At 41.1% G+C, this 21,073-nt stretch carries 21 protein-coding genes; 11 read left to right on the top strand and 10 right to left on the bottom strand.

Features of this window, described 5'->3' with window-relative positions; all coding sequences use genetic code 11:
- Positions 1 to 6: 6 nt before the first annotated feature.
- From murC to lpxC, 6 genes are all read left to right on the top strand, one after another.
- Entirely contained in the window at positions 7 to 1,446 is a 1,440-nt protein-coding gene (gene murC, locus H5154_RS08830) for a UDP-N-acetylmuramate--L-alanine ligase (RefSeq protein WP_259398481.1), read from the top strand.
- A complete protein-coding gene (locus H5154_RS08835) occupies positions 1,443 to 2,363 on the top strand; it encodes a D-alanine--D-alanine ligase (protein WP_145236888.1) in 921 nt (306 codons plus the stop codon). The genes murC and H5154_RS08835 overlap by 4 nt, the downstream gene beginning before the upstream one ends.
- A 1-nt stretch (position 2,364) precedes the next feature.
- On the top strand, positions 2,365 to 3,144 hold the full coding sequence (locus H5154_RS08840) for a cell division protein FtsQ/DivIB (RefSeq protein WP_182718053.1): 780 nt from the start codon (positions 2,365 to 2,367) through the stop codon (positions 3,142 to 3,144).
- Positions 3,141 to 4,373 (top strand): cell division protein FtsA, encoded by a 1,233-nt coding sequence (ftsA, locus tag H5154_RS08845; protein WP_145236894.1) that lies wholly within the window; start codon positions 3,141 to 3,143, stop codon positions 4,371 to 4,373. Before H5154_RS08840 ends, ftsA begins: the two co-directional genes overlap by 4 nt.
- A gap of 21 nt (positions 4,374 to 4,394) precedes the next feature.
- A complete protein-coding gene (gene ftsZ / locus H5154_RS08850) occupies positions 4,395 to 5,639 on the top strand; it encodes a cell division protein FtsZ (protein WP_149980617.1) in 1,245 nt (414 codons plus the stop codon).
- Positions 5,640 to 5,742: 103 nt separating this feature from the next.
- The gene (gene lpxC / locus H5154_RS08855) at positions 5,743 to 6,654 is read left to right on the top strand and encodes a UDP-3-O-acyl-N-acetylglucosamine deacetylase (RefSeq protein WP_182718054.1); all 912 of its coding nucleotides are present in this window, start codon (positions 5,743 to 5,745) and stop codon (positions 6,652 to 6,654) included.
- Positions 6,655 to 6,910: 256 nt separating this feature from the next.
- On the opposite strand, the gene yjjG is transcribed toward lpxC, so the two are convergent.
- From yjjG to H5154_RS08870, 3 genes are all read right to left on the bottom strand, one after another.
- Positions 6,911 to 7,585 (bottom strand): pyrimidine 5'-nucleotidase, encoded by a 675-nt coding sequence (gene yjjG / locus H5154_RS08860; protein ID WP_182718055.1) that lies wholly within the window; start codon positions 7,583 to 7,585, stop codon positions 6,911 to 6,913.
- The gene (gene yjjX / locus H5154_RS08865; RefSeq protein ID WP_145236907.1) at positions 7,585 to 8,130 is read right to left on the bottom strand and encodes an inosine/xanthosine triphosphatase; all 546 of its coding nucleotides are present in this window, start codon (positions 8,128 to 8,130) and stop codon (positions 7,585 to 7,587) included. The genes yjjG and yjjX overlap by 1 nt, the downstream gene beginning before the upstream one ends.
- Positions 8,131 to 8,197: 67 nt before the next feature.
- Positions 8,198 to 9,097 carry a phosphoribulokinase gene (locus H5154_RS08870; RefSeq protein ID WP_145236910.1) on the bottom strand — a complete coding sequence of 300 codons (900 nt, stop codon included), beginning with the start codon at positions 9,095 to 9,097 and terminating at the stop codon, positions 8,198 to 8,200.
- A 137-nt stretch (positions 9,098 to 9,234) separates the two neighbouring features.
- Between H5154_RS08870 and H5154_RS08875 the strand changes: the two genes are divergently transcribed.
- Positions 9,235 to 10,104, top strand: a complete 870-nt coding sequence (locus H5154_RS08875; RefSeq protein ID WP_182718056.1) for a hypothetical protein — start codon at positions 9,235 to 9,237, stop codon at positions 10,102 to 10,104.
- Positions 10,105 to 10,181: 77 nt separating this feature from the next.
- A complete protein-coding gene (locus H5154_RS08880) occupies positions 10,182 to 10,547 on the top strand; it encodes a hypothetical protein (RefSeq protein WP_145236916.1) in 366 nt (121 codons plus the stop codon).
- 47 nt (positions 10,548 to 10,594) lie between these two features.
- Here the strand turns inward: H5154_RS08880 and H5154_RS08885 are convergent, their stop codons facing one another.
- From H5154_RS08885 to H5154_RS08910, 6 genes are all read right to left on the bottom strand, one after another.
- On the bottom strand, positions 10,595 to 13,165 hold the full coding sequence (locus H5154_RS08885) for a M1 family metallopeptidase (RefSeq protein ID WP_182718057.1): 2,571 nt from the start codon (positions 13,163 to 13,165) through the stop codon (positions 10,595 to 10,597).
- 94 nt (positions 13,166 to 13,259) lie between these two features.
- Complete coding sequence (locus tag H5154_RS08890; protein WP_145236922.1) at positions 13,260 to 13,940, bottom strand: hypothetical protein; 681 nt, start codon at positions 13,938 to 13,940, stop codon at positions 13,260 to 13,262.
- Positions 13,941 to 14,017: 77 nt separating this feature from the next.
- Positions 14,018 to 14,368 (bottom strand): DUF2750 domain-containing protein, encoded by a 351-nt coding sequence (locus tag H5154_RS08895; protein ID WP_145236925.1) that lies wholly within the window; start codon positions 14,366 to 14,368, stop codon positions 14,018 to 14,020.
- Between the two features lie 17 nt (positions 14,369 to 14,385).
- Positions 14,386 to 14,964 carry a glutathione S-transferase family protein gene (locus H5154_RS08900; RefSeq protein ID WP_182718058.1) on the bottom strand — a complete coding sequence of 193 codons (579 nt, stop codon included), beginning with the start codon at positions 14,962 to 14,964 and terminating at the stop codon, positions 14,386 to 14,388.
- Between the two features lie 68 nt (positions 14,965 to 15,032).
- Positions 15,033 to 15,314, bottom strand: coding sequence for a peptidylprolyl isomerase (locus H5154_RS08905; RefSeq protein ID WP_145236931.1), 282 nt, complete (start codon positions 15,312 to 15,314; stop codon positions 15,033 to 15,035).
- 85 nt (positions 15,315 to 15,399) lie between these two features.
- Positions 15,400 to 15,972 carry a glutathione peroxidase gene (locus H5154_RS08910; RefSeq protein ID WP_145236935.1) on the bottom strand — a complete coding sequence of 191 codons (573 nt, stop codon included), beginning with the start codon at positions 15,970 to 15,972 and terminating at the stop codon, positions 15,400 to 15,402.
- 124 nt (positions 15,973 to 16,096) lie between these two features.
- Here H5154_RS08910 and H5154_RS08915 point away from each other — a divergent pair, with 124 nt between their 5' ends.
- From H5154_RS08915 to H5154_RS08925, 3 genes are all read left to right on the top strand, one after another.
- Complete coding sequence (locus H5154_RS08915) at positions 16,097 to 16,585, top strand: GNAT family N-acetyltransferase (protein WP_145236938.1); 489 nt, start codon at positions 16,097 to 16,099, stop codon at positions 16,583 to 16,585.
- Between the two features lie 75 nt (positions 16,586 to 16,660).
- Positions 16,661 to 18,655: an ATP-binding protein gene (locus tag H5154_RS08920; protein WP_145236941.1), complete on the top strand. Its 1,995-nt coding sequence runs from the start codon at positions 16,661 to 16,663 to the stop codon at positions 18,653 to 18,655.
- A 65-nt stretch (positions 18,656 to 18,720) separates the two neighbouring features.
- Positions 18,721 to 19,851 (top strand): PleD family two-component system response regulator, encoded by a 1,131-nt coding sequence (locus tag H5154_RS08925; protein WP_145236944.1) that lies wholly within the window; start codon positions 18,721 to 18,723, stop codon positions 19,849 to 19,851.
- Positions 19,852 to 19,876: 25 nt separating this feature from the next.
- Here the strand turns inward: H5154_RS08925 and queG are convergent, their stop codons facing one another.
- Positions 19,877 to 21,010 carry a tRNA epoxyqueuosine(34) reductase QueG gene (gene queG / locus H5154_RS08930; RefSeq protein ID WP_182718059.1) on the bottom strand — a complete coding sequence of 378 codons (1,134 nt, stop codon included), beginning with the start codon at positions 21,008 to 21,010 and terminating at the stop codon, positions 19,877 to 19,879.
- Positions 21,011 to 21,073 lie beyond the last annotated feature (63 nt).

Below are 21,073 nucleotides of genomic sequence, written 5' to 3' on the forward strand. Positions count from 1 at the left end.
AAACAAATGTCAACACACAAGAGCACTCGCCCGGCAATGCGCCGAATTAGCACTATCCACTTTATTGGTATTGGTGGCGCAGGAATGGGCGGTATTGCCGAAGTACTCGCATTTGAAGGATATCGTATTACTGGCTCTGATATTGCCCATAGTGCAATGACCGAACGTTTGATCCAAGCTGGGGCTGAAGTGTTTATTGGCCATCATCAAAGTAATGTTAAAGATGCCAATGTAGTGGTGGTGTCAAGTGCAATTGATGAAGCTAATCCTGAGATTATTGCTGCTAAGGCGGCACGTATTCCGGTTGTGCGCCGTGCAGAAATGTTGGCCGAGCTAATGCGCTTTCGCCACGGTATTGCTATCGCTGGTACTCATGGTAAAACCACCACCACTAGTTTGATCGCGAGTATTTATGCTCAAGCTGGGCTGGATCCAACCTTTATTATTGGTGGTTTACTTAATAGTGCGGGTAGTAACGCAAAAGTCGGTAAAAGTGATTTTTTAATTGCTGAAGCTGATGAGAGTGATGCGTCATTCTTGCATTTGCAACCTATGGTATCGGTGATCACTAATATTGAAGAAGATCACATGGATACCTACGGCGGTAGCTTAGAAAAAATGAAAGATACTTATGTGGACTTCATTCATAACCTGCCTTTTTATGGCCTTGCTGTGGTGTGTATCGATTCAGAAGTGGCAGCTGAGCTTATTCCGCGATTTGGCCGTCCTGTGATCACTTATGGTGAATCAAGCGACGCCGATTACCGCATGACTGATTTTAGCCAAACGGCAAATACCAGTCAGTTTAAAGTGCGCACTAAGCAAGGTGATGAATTAACTGTGCATTTAAATATGCCAGGTAAACATAATGCATTGAACGCCACTGCAGCGATTGCTGTTGCAAAAGATCAACAAATAGCTGATCACGCGATTTTAGAAGCATTGCAACAGTTTGAAGGTATCGGACGTCGTTTTCAGCATTATGGCGATTTTGAAAACGAACGTGGCAAAGTAATGCTGGTGGATGATTATGGTCATCACCCTTCAGAAGTTGCAGCGACTATAGCGGCAATTCGCCAAGGCTGGCCTGATAAACGCTTAGTAATGATTTATCAACCACATCGCTTTACTCGTACTCGTGATTTATATGAAGACTTTGTAAAAGTGTTAGCCGATGTTGATCAGTTATTATTGCTTGATGTATACGGCGCTGGTGAAGAGCCAATTATTGGCGCAGACAGTAAAAGTTTATGTCGCAGCTTACGTCAACGCGGTAAAGAACCACTGCATGTTGCAAGTAGCTCCGAACTAGCTGGAGTATTAGCTGATACGTTACAAGATAATGATTTAGTTATAACCCAAGGTGCTGGTAATATTGGTCAATTAGTAAAAACACTCGCGGCGACATCGCTGTCGATTGAGCAACTTAAGCAGGTAAAGGTATGACGCAATTAAACACACAGTTTGGCAAAGTGGCAGTGTTGTTTGGTGGACACTCAGCTGAGCGCGAAGTATCACTAAAATCAGGCCAAGCGGTATTGAACGCATTACAAAATGCGGGCGTTGATGCCATTGGCTTTGATCCAAAAGAGCAACCGTTATGGCAATTAAAAGAACTCGGCATTGAACGAGTATTTATCGCCCTGCATGGTCGCGGTGGTGAAGACGGTACTATTCAAGGTGCACTTGAGTTTATGGGGTTGCCATACACTGGCAGTAACGTATTAGGCTCAGCATTGGCGATGGATAAAATACGTTGTAAGCATTTATTTAAATCTGCGGGCTTGAGCACTGCGCCTTATGCGGTGGTGGATAGCAAGCGTGGTTTTGATGCGACAGCGATAATGAATGAACTGAAAAAAGTGATGGTAAAACCGTCGCACGAAGGTTCTAGCATTGGTATGGCGCAAGCAAATAATGCGCAAGAGCTTGAAGCTGCTTTAGCTGAAGCGTTTAAGTTTGACAGCCAAGTACTGGTTGAGCAGTGGATAACCGGGCGCGAATTTACAATCACTGTACTAGGCGATGAGGTACAGCCAGTGATTGAAATGACCACCCCAAATGGTTTTTATGATTACCAAGCAAAGTATCAGTCAAATACCACGCAATATCATTGCCCAGCAGACTTATCAGCTAGCGATACCACGCATTTACAAGCAATGGCTTTAGCGGCATTTGAGCTAGTGGGTGCCAGTGGTTGGGGCCGTGTTGATGCAATGCAAGATGCAGACGGTAACTTTTATTTGTTAGAAGTAAACACAGTACCAGGAATGACTGAAAAATCGTTAGTGCCAATGGCTGCTAAAGCAAATGGTGCAAGCTTTGAGCAATTAGTTGTTCGCATTTTGGAGCAAACGCTTTAATATGCATCCCTTTTTGGAAAAAGCGCAACAATTAAAACAGCAACTAAATTGGTCGCTAATTTTAGGTGTGAGCTTTTTTTTAATCGTGGTTTTCAGTTTGGTGCAAATCACCAGCGGCGTTAGACAGTGGTTGGTAGAAAATAAAGATGCGCAAATAAAGCATTTAGCGGTGTTGGGGAAACCTCAATACACAGATGAAAAAGCGATTATTAACGCGATTAAAAAAGCCGACTTATCGAGTTTTTTTGATTTAGACGTGAAAAACATACAACGTCTAGTGCAAGACTTACCTTGGGTGGCTACTGCATCGGTACGTAAGCAGTGGCCAGATACATTACAAGTGTATGTGGTAGAGCATCAGGCTGTCGCAGTGTGGAACAGTGATTTATTACTTAACCAAAGCGGTGAAGTGTTTCAAGCTAGCAGTGCGAAGCTCAGTGACGAGCTGCCACAACTTTATGGCCCTGAGGGCAGTGAATTTGAAGCATGGGGAGCTTTCAAGCAGTTTGATGAAATGCTTAAGGTTAATAATTTAAAGTTAACCAGCCTGGCATTGTCAGAGCGATTTTCATGGCAGTTATGGCTCGATAACGGTATTCGCCTTAAATTAGGGCGTAAAGAAAAAGCTAAACGGGTACAACGGTTTATAGATGTTTACCCGCGGATGGAAAAACGTGCAGATGCACAAGTAGATGTAGTGGATTTACGGTATGATACCGGCCTTGCGGTGAGCTGGAAGCTCCTGGAAGAAGCGCAATTACAAAATAAGAGTAAGGCATGACTAAGTCAGCAGAAAGAAACCTAGTGATTGGATTAGACGTTGGCACCTCAAAAGTGGTGGCCACGGTTGGTGAAATCACCGCAGATAACAAACTCAGCATTGTTGGGGTTGGCAGCCAAGTGTCCCATGGTATGGATAAAGGCGGCGTAAACGACCTTAACTTGGTGTCGGAGTCTATTCGTCGTGCAATCGATGAAGCTGAACTTATGGCTGATTGCCGTATTAGCTCCGTGTATTTGGGGATCTCAGGTAAACATATTCAGTGCCAAAACGAAAGTGGTGTTGTGGCAATTAATAATACTGAAGTGACTGATGAAGACATTGAAAATGTTATTCATATTGCGCGCTCTGTGCCTATTTCAGCCGAACGTAAAATGCTGCATGCACTGCCGCAAGAATATAGTATCGATATGCAAGAAGGGATTAAAAACCCGCGTGGTATGAGTGGTGTACGAATGGAAGCACGTGCTCACATCATAACTTGCTCAAACGATATGGCGAAAAATATTGAAAAATGTGTTGAGCGTTGTGGTCTTGAAGTTGACCAACTGATTTTCACCGCATTAGCGTCGTGTTATTCGGTATTAACCGATGACGAAAAAGAGCTCGGTGTTGCGGTACTTGATATCGGTGGCGGTACGATGGATATCACTATTTATATCAATGGTGCGTTGCGCCACTCTGCAGTTATTCCTGTAGCGGGCAACCAAGTTACTGGCGATATTGCAAAAATATTTCGTACACCGATATCCCATGCTGAATCACTCAAGGTACAATATGCCTGTGCAAGTAGCCAAATGGCCAGCAGCGAAGAAACTATTGAAGTGCCTAGTGTCGGCGGGCGACCAGCGCGGTTAATGTCGCGTCATACCTTATCTGAGGTGGTTGAGCCACGTTTTAGAGAATTATTTGAATTAGCGATGGAAGAAATACATCGTTCAGGATTAGCAGACCAAATTGCAGCAGGACTCGTCATTACTGGCGGTAGTGCTAAAATGGCTGGCGCGATGGAAGTGGCTGAAGACATTTTCCAGATGCCAGTGAGAATAGGCAAACCTATAGGGATAGTTGGTTTGACAGATTATGTAGATGACCCTTCATATGCAACGGCGGTTGGCTTATTACAATATGGCCGCACAATGCAATCGATGAATGCACAAAAATCGAAACCTGAAGGCGATAATAATTGGTGGAACCGCATAACGAAGTGGTTTCAAGGCGAGTTTTAATACTCAAGTCGGAGAGTAAACATGTTTGATATAATGGAACAACACAGCGAAGAAGCTGTTATAAAAGTAATAGGCGTGGGCGGCGGCGGCGGTAACGCTGTTGAGCACATGGTTAAGCAACAAATTGAAGGCGTGCGTTTTATTGCCGCTAATACGGATGCTCAGGCATTACGTAACTCATCAGCAGATATTACTGTGCAACTAGGTACTCAGATCACGTCTGGGCTAGGTGCGGGTGCAAACCCTGATGTAGGTCGTAAATCAGCAGAAGAAGACGCCGATACTATTCGTGCCAGCCTTGAAGGTGCTGATATGGTATTTATCGCAGCGGGTATGGGCGGTGGTACTGGCACAGGTGCTGCGCCTGTGGTTGCCAAAATTGCTAAAGAGTTAGGTATTTTAACGGTTGCTGTAGTGACACGTCCGTTTGACTTTGAAGGTAAAAAGCGCGCAGCAGCGGCTGAACAAGGTATTAACGAATTGTCAGAAATTGTAGATTCACTTATTACAATTCCTAACAATAAATTGCTTAAAGTTTTAGGTAAAGGGACTACACTGTTAGACGCATTCGCTAAAGCAAATGATGTATTATTTGGTGCCGTGCAAGGTATTGCGGAACTAATTACTCGTTCTGGTTTGATTAACGTGGATTTCGCCGACGTACGTACAGTAATGTCAGCCATGGGTACTGCGATGATGGGCACAGCGTCTGCATCGGGTCCTGATCGTGCGCAAGAAGCTGCAGAGGCTGCAATCTCAAGCCCACTACTTGAAGACGTTGATTTAACTGGCGCGAAAGGCATCCTAGTTAACATCACTGCAGGTATGGATATCGCAATTGAAGAGTTTGAAATTGTTGGTAATCACGTTAAAGCATTAGCATCTGAAAATGCGACTGTGGTGGTTGGTGCGGTTATTGACCCTGAAATGACTGATGAACTACGTGTAACTGTAGTCGCTACAGGTTTAGGCGGCGATCGTCGTCCACAGTTTGGTATTGTCGATAACGGCTTTAAAAAAGCGTCAGGTTCTGATGTTAGCAGTTCAACAAACCAAACTAGCAGTATGTATGTACCAAGCTTTGCAAGCCAAGGTAGTGGCGATGAAATGACTGCTGCTCCAGCGATTGAAAAGCATGAATCGAGCAAGACAACGCAAAGCAATAGTGGTTTATCTAAAACTAATGATAGCGGTAAAAAGTCTGATAAATCAGAAGGTGGCGATTATTTCGACATCCCTGCATTTTTAAGAAAACAAGCAGATTAAGCAAAAAGGTAATTGTTTTTGTTTAAAAAGCGAACGAATTTGGCAGCTGGTCGTATATGTGATATAATCGGCGGTCTAACTGTAACTATAAGTGAGCGAAGCTATGATTAAACAGCGTACCATTGCAGAGATAGTCAAAGCCATAGGAATTGGACTTCACAAAGGTGAGAAGGTCACTATTACTCTCCGACCTGCGAGCGCAAATACTGGGATAGTATTTCGTCGTGTCGACCTTGATCCGGTTGTTGATTTTGAAACAACACCTGAAGCCGTTGGCGATACGCAATTATGTACCTGTTTAACTAACAAAGATGGCGTTCGCTTATCTACGACTGAGCACCTTATTGCTGCGGTAGCGGCAATGGGTATCGATAATTTGATCGTTGAATTAGATAGCTCAGAAGTACCAATAATGGATGGTAGTGCATTACCATTCATTTATTTGTTACAAAAAGGCGGCATTGCAGAGCAGAATGCGGCTAAGCGCTTTATTCGGATTAAAGAAAAAGTACGTATTGAAGAAGGTGATAAATGGGCCGAGATTGAACCATATGATGGTTTTCATATCGACTTTGAAATTGCTTTCGATCATCCGGCAATCAATGAAAGCCGCCAACGTATCGGTTTAGATATTACGGCACAAAGCTTTACAGAAGAAATCAGCCGTGCACGTACTTTTGGCTTTATGAAAGACATTGAATATATGCATGCTAATAACCTAGCTTTAGGTGGCAGCATGGATAACGCCGTGGTATTGGATGAGTTTAAAGTACTTAATCCTAACGGTCTGCGTTATAGCGATGAGTTTGTTAAGCATAAGATTCTAGACTGTGTTGGTGACATGTTTATGACAGGCCACAACATTTTAGGAAAAATTACAGCTTATAAATCAGGCCATGACCTGAACAATAAGTTACTTCGTAAAATTATGGCGACTGAGTCAGCATGGGAATGGGCAACATTTGATACCCCAGTATACATGCCAGCACCAGGTTTAGAAGTAGCCACAGCTTAATCGCAAACGCTTAAAACAGTTATAAAAAATGACGCTATCTAGCGTCATTTTTTTGTTTAAATATTGCGGTTTAGTTTTTTAATGTTATACCAATCGTGTTAAGTTACTGACCATTTATAGCGACAGATAAATGGAGTGATAACAAGGCGTAAATTTTGACATGTAGTTGTTCTACTTAAAAAATTATAACGCAGTTAGCGCTTTATTTAGCTCGCTAGAATGGTTAAATATTTAAGTCGATTGGTATTAAACCTTTTTACAATCCTAACAGCTGTTGTAACTGTACCAGCTCAGTCACTTGGTATGTTGGTTCAATGCCTTCTGGCAGAACTGTGTTGGGATGCTGTAGCCAGCAGGTATCAATCCCGGCATTTTGGCCACCTAAGATATCACTGCTTGCGGTATCACCGACCATTAAGATCTGTTCTTTTGGTGGATTACCTAACAGTTCAAAAGTGTGATAAAAAATTTCTGCGGCTGGTTTTGCAATTCCCACTTGCTCAGAGATAACTAAACAATCAAACATCTCTTTTAATCCGGTATGCTCTAAGCGGCGTGCTTGTAGCTGGGTAAAACCATTAGTGATAATGCCTAATTTAGCATGCGGTTTTAGTTTATTTAGCAGTTCAATAGCACCAGGTAATGGTTCGCAGATCTCAGCCATGGCAGTTAAAAAATCATCATTAAGCTGTTGAGCTGGAACATTGAGCTTATTAGCCCACTCACTAAATCGAGAGACTTGTAGGTGAGTAGCGGAAATAGTATTGTTTTGATACTCAAGCCACAACGGTTTATTTGTTGCTTGATAATGACTGTAATCAGCGTCATTAAAATCAACGCCATAAACTGCAAACATTCTTTTTAAGCCTGCATAGGCATTAAAGCTAAATAAGGTTTCGTCGGCATCAAATAAAACATGGGTGTACTTCATTAAACTTCCTTAGAGTAAAGCGCGGGATGAAGAAAAGGCGCCATAGCGAGTGTCAGCGCTTGCGTATAGGTACTTTCTCGGGTGGCATGATGATTAGTTAATAAACCAATAGCACCGCCTTGCTGTTTGATATTGGTAGTATTAAATGCGTTATCCATTACATCGCCAAGTTCTTTGCCTTGCAATAACGCATTATACAGGCTTGGGGGTAAAGGAAGGTTACTACTACGACCGATAGCACGTTGTTGGTTATCAGCAACGACTACAAATGCAAAGGTAGCGGGGCCGTAGCTAAATTGCTCAGCACCACCTTCCATTGCAACATAAAAATCAGCTTGGTAATGCTGTTGGCAATACAAGACACGATTTTGTGCGCCTATTCGTGTTTCATCTTCACCTATTGGCTGATCAGGTACTTGTGAAGGTGCATCAACTCCTTGACAATCAATCGTCATATTAGGGTAATAGAGAGAGAAAATACTGCGGGCAGCATTTATTTTTACCGGATTTTTGGAACCGACGAGAATGCGTAATGGCTCTGTCATGCTGATATCTCCTTTTATGATGAAGTCAGCAGTTTACATAAGCTATGTATTTCAGCAAGCGTATTTCTTAAATAGGCAAATCAACGGGGGCTAATTCGGCAAGCGCACGCTTTTTAAGGATAATATCTTTGATAAGTGGGGTTAATACTAACTCCATAGCGAGTCCCATTTTTCCACCAGGGACCACTAAGGTGTTGATCCTCGACATAAAGCTGCCTTCGATCATACGTAGGTAATACGGAAAATCGACGTCATCTATGCCACGAAAACGAATAACCACAAAGCTTTCATCAAGGGACGGAATATCTTTTGCGCTAAATGGGTTTGAGGTGTCAACGGTTGGCACGCGCTGAAAGTTTATGTGAGTACGTGAGAACTGTGGCGTAATGTGATTAATGTAATCATCCATACTGCGGACAATTGAGCCCATAACAGCTTCGCGAGAGTGACCACGTTCAGAGGTGTCGCGGATTAACTTTTGGATCCACTCAAGGTTAATGATAGGCACCATACCAATTAGTAAATCAACATGCTTAGCTACATCATGATCTTCATCGACAACACCGCCATGCAGTCCTTCGTAGAATAAAATATCGGTGCTGCTTTCCAGTTCTTGCCACGGAGTAAAGGTACCTGGTAGTTGATTGTATGGCACGGCTTCGTCAAAGGTATGCAAATAACGACGTAATTTACCTGCTCCAGTATCGCCATAGGTGCTGAACAAACCTTCAAGGGCTGCAAAGTCATTAGCTTCACGACCAAAGTAACTAATGTGTTTACCTTCTTGCTGCGCTTCGCGAACTTTTTTATCCATCTCAGGACGAGTATAGCGATGAAAACTGTCGCCCTCTATAAATGCGGCCTCAATATTAAGACTACGAAATATATGCTTAATAGCACTTGTCGTGGTGGTAGTACCCGCACCAGATGAACCAGTGATCGCAATAATAGGATGTTTAGCTGACATAATTTTTCTCGTTTTAAGTAGCTCTGTAGTTATAAGGCGTAGTAAGGGGGTAGGTCAAGTGACATATCAATAACAGACTTGGGAATAACTATAAAATAGCGCTATTATAAGGGCGATAAAAATAATTAGAGAATGATATGAAATTGACTTTACCTTGGCTAAGTTTTGTTGCCACCCTTGCAGTTACCCCTAATAGCGTTTTAGCTGCGATGCCAAAAAGCGAAATTTTACTTGCTAAACTTAACACAGAATATGGGTTACAAGTAAGCCGTATCACTAATAATGATGTTTATAATAATCAGCCTTTACTTACCAAAGGTGGTATTTATTTTACCCAAGAAGTGCAAAGTGAAGGGCAAAGTCAAACAGATCTAGCTTTTTATGATTTTACCAATAAGCAAGTAACTAATTTAACAAATACTGCTGTGAGTGAATACTCGCCGACTTTAACACCTAATGGTAAGGCACTGTCAGCTATCGTAGTCGAGGCGGATGGTAAGCAAAAGTTATGGCAATATCCGTTTGACGATAATGTTAAACCAAGTCGTATTTTTGAGTGGATAGAACCAGTTGGTTATCATGCCTGGGGCGCCAAAAATGATATGGTGATGTTTATTTTAGGCGAACCACATACTTTACAATATACTCAGGTTGCTGCAGCGAAGCCAAAAGTGGTTGCTGAGCATATTGGCCGTACGTTGACATTTAATCATGCATTAGCTGCCTATACATTTAGTTATAGCAAAGCGCAGCAGCACTGGTTAGCAAGTTATGATCCGCAAGAAAATACCGTCACTGACCTCTTTCGTTTACCGCAGACTGTACAAGATTACGCATTTAAAGACGCTAATACGGTCATTTATGCGGTCGATAATCGTGTTTACCAGCGCAAGCTAAATAGCCCTGAGCAGGTCTCTCTATGGCTTGATTTAACGCCTTTCTGTGACACCAATATTACCCGTATTAGCTACTTAAATGATCAACTCGCTTTTGTATGCGTTAAATAACTATAATATAAAACTTTGCAGGTTCTTGGCTGTGCTGTAGTTTACAGCTAAGAGCTTAATGAAAATCAAGGATATCCATGTCAGCTAGTCCAGAGCAAATCAACGAGCAACTTATTGCATTAGAGTGCCGTAGTAATTTTAGAATTAAGAATATCACTGAATATATGTTACCTAAGTCCAAAGAAGCAATTTATCTGCATATAGAAGGTGGCCAAGCTAAGCTTGTGCTTCGTCCTGCACTGGAAGTCTTTAGTGATGATTTTAATAAAATAGCAGGCGTTAACCGCATTAGCGGTTTTTTTCATAGTAGTGAAATGACACGGTTTCCAACGCGTATTTTTAAAAGCACGAATCCAATCCATTATGGAATTGGTTTTAAAATGACCAGCGTTGAAGGAGCAAAAGAGTTTATTTCTCAGCTAGTAAAAATTATCAATGGATAAATAACGCTGTTGATAAAAAACGGCAAGCCAATGGCTTGCCGTACAAATTAACGTTTTAAGAAACTATTAACTGAAGCTAGTTCACGTTCTTTGAGTGCAATACAATTATTTACGCTTTCTTCAAGCTTGCTTAAGGTACGGGCATAACCTGGCTCATCAGCAATTTTGCTCATAAAGAAAGTTTGCGTTTTTGCTAAGCTGCTGGCGCTACAACCTGAGGTGGTAAAGTTAGGCAGGTTAGGTACGAAGAAAGGTGGCAAGTTTGCAACTACCTTATCGTAATTCGCGTATATCCATTCAATAAACAAAGCTTCACGGGCTTTCGTGTAAGCCTGTCCTGACATAATCGTACGCATGTCAGATGCAGTGACATCGTCAGTTAAGCTGTAATTTAATACCTTAGTTTGTAGCTCTGGCGTGCCAAAGTAACTCATAGCCGCTAGCATTTTTGTACGCACTTGCGGATCTTTGGTAGTTTTAAAGGTATTTATATACGCATCGAGTAGGTTTTTATCACCATGGAATGCGGCTAAGTTTAAGTAGATTGACGCAAGGTACGGATCAACTTTTTCTGGGTTATTTAAGTAAACACGGGCTTGTGCCTTGGCGGTATTGATCACACTTTGATCTTCACCATCAAAACCTAAACGTGCAACTACTTGAGTACGTAATTGCGAGATTGCAGCATCTTCATTTACTTTTGCAGTTAAACCATACTGTTTAGCTGCAGGCATGATGCTTTTACGAATAAATTCAGGCCACAGGTCTTGGTTGCTTTCATCTTCAAAGGTACGCTTTTGTGCGGCTAAATAACCCAAAGCGGTATTAGCAACGCGTGGGTGTTTATCGCTTACAAAAACTTCTAGTGTTTGCATTAAATGTGCAGCAGAAATAACACCAGCATCTAGTAATGCATCAGCGGCAGACAATAACGCTAAACGTTCTCGTACTGTCAATGACTGCGCGGCGTTATCAATCAATGCAGCAAATTGTTTGTCATCCATCACCCAGCGGTAATAACCTAAAGCGCCTTGATCAGGATAAATCCACTCAGGTTCAAATTCAAGTTCAACAGTTTGATTGGCTTTAGTTAGTAATATATTGGCAGTTTTAACTTTATCGCCAGCACCGTATTTTATTGCAACTGGCACATTCCAAAGCTGTGCAGGAGCATCAACGCCCGCGTTAGTAAAGCGGCTTTGATTAATGGTAATCGTTTTACCTTGCTGAGTTACTTTGATCAGTGGGAATGAAGATTGTTCGATAAACGATTTTAAAACCGCTGCCACATCTTTATTTGATGCTTTACCAAGGGCTTGCCATAAGTCGGCTGCTTCGGCGTTTTTATACGAGAACTCTTTTAAATAAGCGCGAATACCCTGCTGGAAAGCCTCTTCGCCAATCCAGTTTTCAACCATAGCTAATACCGAGCTGCCTTTGCTATAAGCTAAGCCTAGGCCGTCCATAATATCGGCTTCGGTTTTGATTGGTTTACGAATTGGCTTAGTACTTAAACGAGCATCTAACGCCATAACGTTATTTTGCGGCAGGTCTAAATGTGATTCAAATTCAGGGTTAAGCTGGGCTGTGATTTTAGCAGCCATCCAGCTTGCAAACGCTTCATTTAGCCATAAGTCATTCCACCATTTCATGGTTACTAAGTTACCGTACCACTGGTGAGCAAGTTCATGAGCGATGATAGATACATTACGTTGTTTTTTATTGCGAGTCGCTGTAGCCAAATCAAGCAGCAAAATATCTTCACGGTAGGTAACTAAGCCTGCGTTTTCCATGGCACCGAATGGAAACTCAGGAACAGCGACTGAATCTAGTTTTTTATAAACATAAGGAATACCAAAGTAGCCTTCAAGCGCGGCCAATACTTTTGGCATTGCTTGCTCGGCATATTCACCTAAGTGAATTTTACCTTGTGGCGTGATCACACGGCCTGGAATTGGCATGCCTTTGACTTCACGCTCCTCAAATGGACCGACAGCCATAGCCACTAAGTATGAAGGAATTGGCGGTGTTTTATCAAAAAAGTGAGTGGTCATATCGCCATTAACGGTCGTTTTTAACTCAGGTGTATTGGCATACACTTTTTGAGAGCTAGGTGCTGTAATCGTTAATTGGAATGGAATTTTATAACTTGGTTCATCAAATACAGGGAATGCGCGGCGGGCATCGCTCATTTCAAATTGGGTAAATAAATACGGCACACCCTGATCTAAGGTTTTATACAGGCCAACACTTTGGCGATTATAGGGGGCAGTGAAGTCGACTTTAAGCGTGTATTTACCTGGTTGAATTTGCTCATCGCAGCTAAATTTTACTTTACCTGTTTTTAGCATTTCAGCACTTAAGTCACAGTTTTCTGCCCCAAGCAGTTTGGCCATTTGCGTTGCGTAAGCAACACCATTAAGCTCGATATAGTTAGTTGGCTTAAGTACTTCAAGGGCGATTTCGGTCATGCCGCTAAAGGCTTCTTGAGCTGGATCAAGCGTTAAAGATACGTGTTGAGAACTTGGTTTTGCGAGCTTTTCTAGGACAAACTCATTAGCATGAGCTGAACTTACTGCAATGGCCACACTGAGTGTGAGTAGGCTTTTAATAAACATAGATATCCCTGATATTTTCTTGTTAGAGTTTTGTGCACAGTTATCCTAACAGTTTTTAAGCAGTGAGTAATGAGCTAGTTGGTAACAAAGTTTGTCAAATGGTGTGGCGCTGATTAAAGCGGTGCCAATCAATGTGCTGGTTGATCACGCGTATTTGTTGGCAGATCTGATTAAGGGTGATTACATCGCTAAATTCAGTCAATTCATATTCATTAAAACCCAGCAGATAATTAAAAGCATCTTTATTGCCTGCTTGAATTGCATAAATGCGGATTTGCTGCTCAAAATTGAGCCTGAGACTGCTGACAGCGGTTTTCATACCAAGTTGATCGATATTGGGAATATCACACTTTTGTAAGTAGCCGGCACGCTCTCCTTCACCAGAGAACCAAATGCGAACTTTCTCGCTATAGCGACCTGATTTAGCTGGTAAGTCAAACAATAGGCGATTGTGTCCTTGTTGTTTAACTGCTGCGATATACTCGTTTAAGCCAGCATCAAAAAGTGCTTGATGGATAGGCACAATACGGGCTTTTATCTTGCCGTGGGTATGGAAATGAAAACAAAGGATCTGTTGATGTTCAACAATATCGCACAGTTGTAAGTGGCCAATTTCATCACTGTAAGCTCCACTGTAATAAGCGATTAAAGGGAGCCAAAAATGCCAGTGTTTCGGCTGTTCGCGAGGTAAGCGTTGATCACCATATATATAGCCATGGTAAAGCGTATGTAATTCCATAGCGGAAAAAGGGCGGCGACCAAGATGGGACTTCAACGTAATACCCTGAAAGTAAAGATTTGCGCTAGTTTATAGCAAATAAACCAGCGCAGTAAAGCAATGTTAAATAATGCTTATTCGCTTAGTGCGCGTGCTAATCCAACCGGCTCGATTTCAACACATACTTGGTCGTCATTCCAGTTTAGGCCAACCAGTGCGTCATCTTCTTTTAGATCTTCAACCCAGTCATCTAAAAATTCATCCAAGGTGATTTGCAGTGGGCTGTAATCGGCCCATTCTTCTTTACACTGGGCTTTTGCTGTTGCTTCACTTTCCCACAATAGTAGTACATCGGTGTTTTCAAATTGGTTAGAGTCACAAACCACAAAACCGCCATCTTCAGCACCTAGCGCCCAGATTTGTTCACTTTGACGTACTTTTTCAACAAAACTAACTAGTTCTGATTCAATTTCGATATCACTCATGTGTTTACCCTTAAATGTTAATTACGTGGATCGGTTTGCTGCACTGCCTGTTGCTGAGCAAATGAATAATAGAACTTCATTAACTCGGTATGTGCCGTTAGATCCGTTAACTCGCGGAAGCAAATCCAATCAAGTAAGCAGTATAAACTGATGCACAGGTATTCACAGCTTTTAAATCCTGCATCTGCAAAATGGTTATTTAAATAGCTTAATGTTTCAGCAATGCGTTCATTTTGTAGATTAAAAAATAATTTATCATCTTGCGTATCGAATCCTGAACGCTGACAAAGTAATAGCTCAACCAGCGAATCATTGCATGCATTAATGATTGTTAGTAGGTGCTCTTGTTGCCAATTCAGACGAGTTTGACTGTGTTGTTCGAGCAAAAAGCGGATGATGTTATTTGAATCAGCCAAGGTTTGCTGCTTAGTGATTAGTACTGGAATTTTTCGGGCTGGATTATTTTGTATCATTAGCTGACGATCAGTGTCTGAAAAAATATCTAAGTTGATAAACTCAAGACTGCATTGATTTAACAGTGCCCAAATACGAATGCGGCGTACAAATGGCGAAGTTGTTGAGCCTAATAGTTGCATGTGCTTTCCTTAGGATAAAAAGAAAGCCGCAGAGGCGGCTTTCTTTTAGGTTAGTAATAAAACCAACGTTATTCTGTACGACTAGTCACTTCAAGTAAGTGGTAGCCAAACTGAGTTTGCACAGGACCTTGTACTTGATTAATCGGTGCTGAAAAAACCACTTTATCAAATTCAGGAACCATCATACCAGGACCAAACTCACCTAATGCACCGCCATCCTGACCTGAAGGGCAGTTTGAATGTGCCTTAGCTAACTCAGCAAAATCTTCGCCTTGTTCAATCTTGGTTTTTAAATCTAAGCACTGCGCTTCGCTGTCTACTAATATGTGTCTTGCACTTGCCACTGTCATAAAATCTCCCGTTTCAAGGTGGTGTTTTTTTAATCAAATCTTACGTTATTCTAGTTCAATAATAACTACTTGTACCAGTATAAAATTAAATATCTGAAATTGCTTGTTCTATTGCTTTAACTAACTTGTCTGAATCTGGCTTGGTTTTGCTATTAAAACGTTCAACCTGTTTGCGATCTGCAGATACAAGGTATTTATAAAAGTTCCAATTTGGCGAACTCGTTTGGGCATTTAAATGCTTAAATATAGCATTGGCATCACTACCTCTGACTTCGCTGGTGGCAAACATCGGGAAGGTCACACCGTAATTTACAAAACAGACTTTAGCGGTGGCTTTTTCGTCATCTTCTTCTTGGAAAAAATCATCAGAAGGAAATCCCAGTATCACTAAACCTTGATCTTGGTATTTTTGATATAGCGCTTCAAGACCTTCAAACTGTGGCGTAAAACCGCAGTTGCTTGCCGTGTTGACGATCAATAAGGGTTTATTCTTGAATTGACATAAATTAATACTCTCTTTGGAGCGAAGTTTGCGCATAGTAACATTAGTGAAATCATCACATGACGTATCCTCAACCTGCTGTTGGCTTGTTTGCTCTGGCTGTGCATAAACACTACAACTGAGTATTGCGCAGCATAATAATAATTTTTTAAACATACCGATTCCTTAACTTGTTGTGGCTGATCACCCTGGATGGCAGTCTACCGTTTATTTTGCAGTAGTGTGACTTTAACTCATACGTTACTATGCAATGAAGTGATCAACAACCGCTAAAAACAAAATGACAATACGATTAGCAAATAGTAATGATTTAGCCGCCATAGTTGCAATTTATAATGAAACAATAGCAAGTAGAATGGTTACAGCCGACACTGAACAAGTAAGCATAGCAGACAAGCAAAGTTGGTTTAATAGCCATACCGAGCAGCGGCCTATTTACGTTTATGAGCAAGACTCGAAGGTGATAGCTTGGCTTAGTTATAAATCTTTTTATGGTCGTCCAGCCTATGATGGAACGGTAGAAATCAGTATCTATATTACCGCATTTGCACAAGGCCAAGGGCTTGGCAAACGCTTACTTACTTTTGCCCAAGAGCAAGCTAAGCCATTAAAAATTAAAGTGCTACTAGCATTTATATTTAGTCATAATATACCGAGTATTAAATTGTTCGAGCGCTTTGGTTATCAACAATGGGGAAAGTTACCTAATGTGGCTATTATGGACGACAATCACTACAGCTTAACTATCTTAGGTAAGCATTTAGGGTAGATATACGACTAAAAATAATCCTTTAGATGGTGTTAATGCAGAAAACTTAGACTACGCTTTTATCATGTTAAGTTGATGAAAAGCGGAGTCAAAGCTGTGCGGAAAATATTGATCGTTGATAGCAATAGTATTTTAGCGATGCGGATAAAAGTATTGCTTGAATTGATTGGCTGTGAAGTTGAATTGATCCACTTTTCAATGCTACAGGAATGTACTGCGTTTAGTTCTTATGATTTAGTGACTATTGCACATGGTGTTCCAGTGGCTACCGCAAGTTTTTTAGTAACACAGGTCAGTCAAGAGCGCTTTTTACTGCTTGCACCTAAAGTTGAAAACAGCGAACAACTATCTTTATTTAGTGAGCTTAATCGACTGGCGCCAAATGCTCTGGTGATTTATCCCTTCTTCGCGAATAAAGAGATCAGCACCTTATTAGAGAGTGTGTTAGAGCTTGGCTCCGATAGTGTTTTAGTATTACCAACGGTATTGTTGGTTGACCATATTCCGCAGCGGCTTGAAAAAATAGCAAATAGTCTATTAGGTGCTCATATTAAAACGATTACAGCTAATAGTATTAGCTCTGCGATTAGCCAAACACAAGGACATGAAATTGATCTGCTATTGAGCGATTTTAGCTTGCCTGATGGATCTGGTTTAGAAGTATTTGCCGCCCTCAAAGTATTATATCCGCAATGTCGTTGTTTACTATTTACCTCAAAACCAAATCAAGTGTCGATGATTGAAGCTATTCGCCAAGGGGTGGAAGACGTACTAGTTAAACCAATTAATGAAAATATGTTACTGCAATCGGTGCATAAACTTTGGCAAACGGAGTTATTAAAACGTCATAACACTGAATTAGTTGAACGCCTACAAGATACCGTTGATGCACTTATTGAAAAAGATAGCTTGTTACGTGTCATTTATAAGCACACACCTGATGCGATTATGTTATTTGAGCGCAATGGTGAAGTGATTGAAGCAAACGATGCTTGCTCTAAACTATTTCGATTATCGGCAAAAGCACTGAAAAGCAGCTCAGTATTTACTTTATTGGATGCAACGTCTGTTGAGCAAATCAAAGAAAAAATAGCGACGTTAAATAAAAATCGTCAATTTAGTTGTGACGTGTATCTGCCAATGGAAGGCGAAGATGCCATTCCATTAGTTGGTTCATTCAATGAGATAGATCATCATGGTGATATTGCACTTGCGGTTATTTTTAAAAACGTTACTCACCTTAAGCTCAAAGAGGAGCTATTACTCGAAGCAAAAGATATGCTTGAAGAGCAAGTACGTGCCCGAACATCACAGCTTGAAGACGCTAAAAATATCGCTGAGGCAGCAAATCACAGTAAATCAGAGTTTCTTGCTAACATGTCCCATGAATTACGCACTCCAATGCATTCAATATTAAGTTTTGCCCGCTTTGGTTTAGATAAACTCGGCAGAGGTGATATTTCAGTTGAAAAGCTACAGAAATATTTATCTCGTATTGAGTGTAGTGGCGAGCGGCTGCTCTCATTACTTAATAATTTACTCGACTTATCTAAACTCGATGTTGGTAAATTCCCTTTTAATCCTCGCCCACACAATCTTAATAATATTATTAAAACCAGTATTGATGATGTGTCAGGTACTGCTATGGAAAAAGATATTGAAGTGAAGTACTTACCACAAAAACCGCCTCTTATAATTGACTGTGATGAAGAGCAAGTAAATCAATTATTACGCAATATCCTCGGCAATGCGTTGAAGTTTAGTGATCCGCATAGCTGTATTGAAGTCGTTTTAATTAAGCAGCAAGAGCAGGCAATTATTGAAGTGATTGATAGTGGTATAGGGATCCCCGATGATGAGCTTGAACATGTGTTCTCAAAATTTGTACAAAGTAGTAAAACCAATAATGGTGCTGGCGGAACGGGGCTTGGCTTAGCTCTGTGTCGTGAATTTGTATCATTACATAAAGGTGTTATTTCTGCTCATAACAACAGCTCAGGAGGCACGACGATTCGTATAGCTCTGCCATTAGAAATAAAAATTTCTGCTACTCAAGAAGAAATTACTTAGCTTGACTGGTAAGAGTTTTTTTTATGACTAAACTATTAATATGAATTATGAAATGGATGATAATTATGCCTTTAACGAGAATATTAGCTGTTGATGACGAGCCTTTTAATTTAGAAATTATAGAAGAGATATTGTTGGATCTTGATTTTGAATTAAAGATGGTTAGCAGTGGTCCTGAGTGCCTCAGCACAGTGGAAGAGTTTGCGCCGCAAGTAATCTTACTCGACGTGAGTATGCCACAAATGAATGGTTATGAAGTATGTAGAAAACTAAAGGCCAATCCCAGAACTGCAAATATTATCGTGATGTTCGTATCAGCCAGAGGCACTGTCGAAGAGCGGATGGAAGGGTATGCAGTCGGTGCAGAAGATTATATTGTTAAGCCATTTGGACAGGACGAACTTAAATCGAAACTGAAAATTCTTAACCAAGTACTGATTGAAAAAGAATCGTTAGAACAGCAAGTTGAAGAAGCCACATCCACTGCATTTAATGCCATGGCTAACAGTAGTGAAATGGGGCAAATAGTTAATTATATTGAGAGCATTGGTATGATTAACAATACTAAAGCGCTGGGTGAAGCCTTAGTTCATTGTTTAAGATCGTTTGATTTACAAAGTAATGTTGAGTTTAGAGCTAATATTGATGCTCCTGACCACTTTGCCCTAAATGGAACGTGTTCGCCGATTGTAATTGAATTGTTTGATATGCTCAAAAATAAGGGGCGGCTACATGAATTTTCCCATCGTATCTTAGTTAATTATGAATTAATTAGTTTATTGATTTTAAATATGCCAGATCACGATCCTGATAAGCATGGCCGGATCCGAGATCATGTGTGCTTTATTGTCAGTGTCACGGAGCAACAGCTACGCGCAATCATGACCCGTGAAGCTTTACAGTCGCAGCAAACAAAGCTAAATGATGCAATTACTATGGTTAATAGCAAGTTTCATGGCTTAATTGAGCTGTTAAATGAAAACCGTCAGAGTAATGAAGCGGTGTTCAAGCGTTTACAAGAAGAGTTAGAAGAGCGGATCCCATCAATGGGGCTAGACGAAGATCAAGAAGTGTTTATTTATCAGAAGGTAGATCAAGCAATTCAAAAATCAGTTGCCCGTGAAGAGTCTGTACAGGGGGTAAAAGCAGCTTTTCATGAAATTGAGCAAGACCTGTCTATCTTATTGAAAAAGTAATAGTAAATAATCAAGGGGTGTGAAGCTACGCATCTCTTGGTAAGCCCTTTTCTACGATACGTATCAAACGGGCGGTTTTTCTTAGCAACTTATCTTGTTTTGAGTGTTGTTGCTTAAGCGCCCACTCTATATGTTCTTTTACCAACTCGGTTGATTGATCATAGCTGGCACTGAGTGCGTCAACGATCGATTGGCTAAATTGCGCATTACCTAAACCTACAGCAATATTTCGTAGCCAGCGCTGATGACCAATTCGACGGATCGGACTGCCTTCGGTATTTTTTAAAAAGGTGGCTTCATCCCAACTAAATAAATCAAGTAAATCTTTATCTTTTAGTTGTGTTCGTGGGTGAAAGTCGGCTTCATCGGTAATTTGCCCGTAGCGGTTCCATGGGCAAACTAATTGGCAATCATCACAGCCGTAAACGCGATTACCTAATAGTGAGCGATATTGCTCAGGGATTGGTCCTTGCAGCTCAATAGTAAGATAAGAAATACACTTGCGTGCATCCACCACGTAAGGCTCTACAATTGCGCCGGTAGGGCATAAAGTAATGCAGGCAACGCACTTTCCACATCCCTCAAACTCATTGGGCTTATCAATTGGTAAAGGGATATCAACAAATAACTCACCCAAAAAGAACCAAGAACCGGCTTCTTTATTGATTAGCAAGCTGTGTTTTCCACGCCAGCCTAAACCTGCTTTTTCAGCAAGTTGACGTTCTAATACTGGTGCTGAATCAACAAATGGCCGATAACCTAATTGAGCGATTTGCAGCTCAATTTTTTGACCTAATTTTTTTAATCGATTACGCATCAGTTTATGATAATCACGCCCTAACGCATAACGACTAATATACGCTTTATCGGTATTTTTGAGGGTTTTAGCAAAGCTTGCATCAGGGGGCAGGTAATTCATTTTTACAGATATAACCCGCACAGTACCTGGGACTAGCTCCGCAGGGCGAGCGCGTTTCATACCATGAGCGGCCATATATTCCATATCGCCGTGATAGCCTAAATCAAGCCAGCGCTGTAATTGTGCTTCGTGTTTACTTAAATCAATGTCAGTGATGCCAACTTCAGCAAAGCCTAGTTCTTTACCCCACTGTTTTATATCAAGGGCTAACTGCGTGTGATCGGATATTGAGCTACTCACATGGGTACATCATTAAGAAAAAATAACGGCGTAATTTAACACATTTACAGCGCAGTTAAAACG

The organism is Pseudoalteromonas sp. SR44-5 (genome assembly GCF_014163675.1).
GTDB lineage: Bacteria > Pseudomonadota > Gammaproteobacteria > Enterobacterales > Alteromonadaceae > Pseudoalteromonas > Pseudoalteromonas rhizosphaerae.

Coding starts and splice junctions, on each gene's coding strand:
- murC (WP_259398481.1), top strand. CDS start 7: ATGTCAACACACAAGAGCACTCGCCCGGCAATGCGCCGAATTAGCACT.
- H5154_RS08835 (WP_145236888.1), top strand. CDS start 1,443: ATGACGCAATTAAACACACAGTTTGGCAAAGTGGCAGTGTTGTTTGGT.
- H5154_RS08840 (WP_182718053.1), top strand. CDS start 2,365: ATGCATCCCTTTTTGGAAAAAGCGCAACAATTAAAACAGCAACTAAAT.
- ftsA (WP_145236894.1), top strand. CDS start 3,141: ATGACTAAGTCAGCAGAAAGAAACCTAGTGATTGGATTAGACGTTGGC.
- ftsZ (WP_149980617.1), top strand. CDS start 4,395: ATGTTTGATATAATGGAACAACACAGCGAAGAAGCTGTTATAAAAGTA.
- lpxC (WP_182718054.1), top strand. CDS start 5,743: ATGATTAAACAGCGTACCATTGCAGAGATAGTCAAAGCCATAGGAATT.
- yjjG (WP_182718055.1), bottom strand. CDS start 7,585: ATGAAGTACACCCATGTTTTATTTGATGCCGACGAAACCTTATTTAGC.
- yjjX (WP_145236907.1), bottom strand. CDS start 8,130: ATGACAGAGCCATTACGCATTCTCGTCGGTTCCAAAAATCCGGTAAAA.
- H5154_RS08870 (WP_145236910.1), bottom strand. CDS start 9,097: ATGTCAGCTAAACATCCTATTATTGCGATCACTGGTTCATCTGGTGCG.
- H5154_RS08875 (WP_182718056.1), top strand. CDS start 9,235: ATGAAATTGACTTTACCTTGGCTAAGTTTTGTTGCCACCCTTGCAGTT.
- H5154_RS08880 (WP_145236916.1), top strand. CDS start 10,182: ATGTCAGCTAGTCCAGAGCAAATCAACGAGCAACTTATTGCATTAGAG.
- H5154_RS08885 (WP_182718057.1), bottom strand. CDS start 13,165: ATGTTTATTAAAAGCCTACTCACACTCAGTGTGGCCATTGCAGTAAGT.
- H5154_RS08895 (WP_145236925.1), bottom strand. CDS start 14,368: ATGAGTGATATCGAAATTGAATCAGAACTAGTTAGTTTTGTTGAAAAA.
- H5154_RS08900 (WP_182718058.1), bottom strand. CDS start 14,964: ATGCAACTATTAGGCTCAACAACTTCGCCATTTGTACGCCGCATTCGT.
- H5154_RS08905 (WP_145236931.1), bottom strand. CDS start 15,314: ATGACAGTGGCAAGTGCAAGACACATATTAGTAGACAGCGAAGCGCAG.
- H5154_RS08910 (WP_145236935.1), bottom strand. CDS start 15,972: ATGTTTAAAAAATTATTATTATGCTGCGCAATACTCAGTTGTAGTGTT.
- H5154_RS08915 (WP_145236938.1), top strand. CDS start 16,097: ATGACAATACGATTAGCAAATAGTAATGATTTAGCCGCCATAGTTGCA.
- H5154_RS08920 (WP_145236941.1), top strand. CDS start 16,661: ATGAAAAGCGGAGTCAAAGCTGTGCGGAAAATATTGATCGTTGATAGC.
- H5154_RS08925 (WP_145236944.1), top strand. CDS start 18,721: ATGCCTTTAACGAGAATATTAGCTGTTGATGACGAGCCTTTTAATTTA.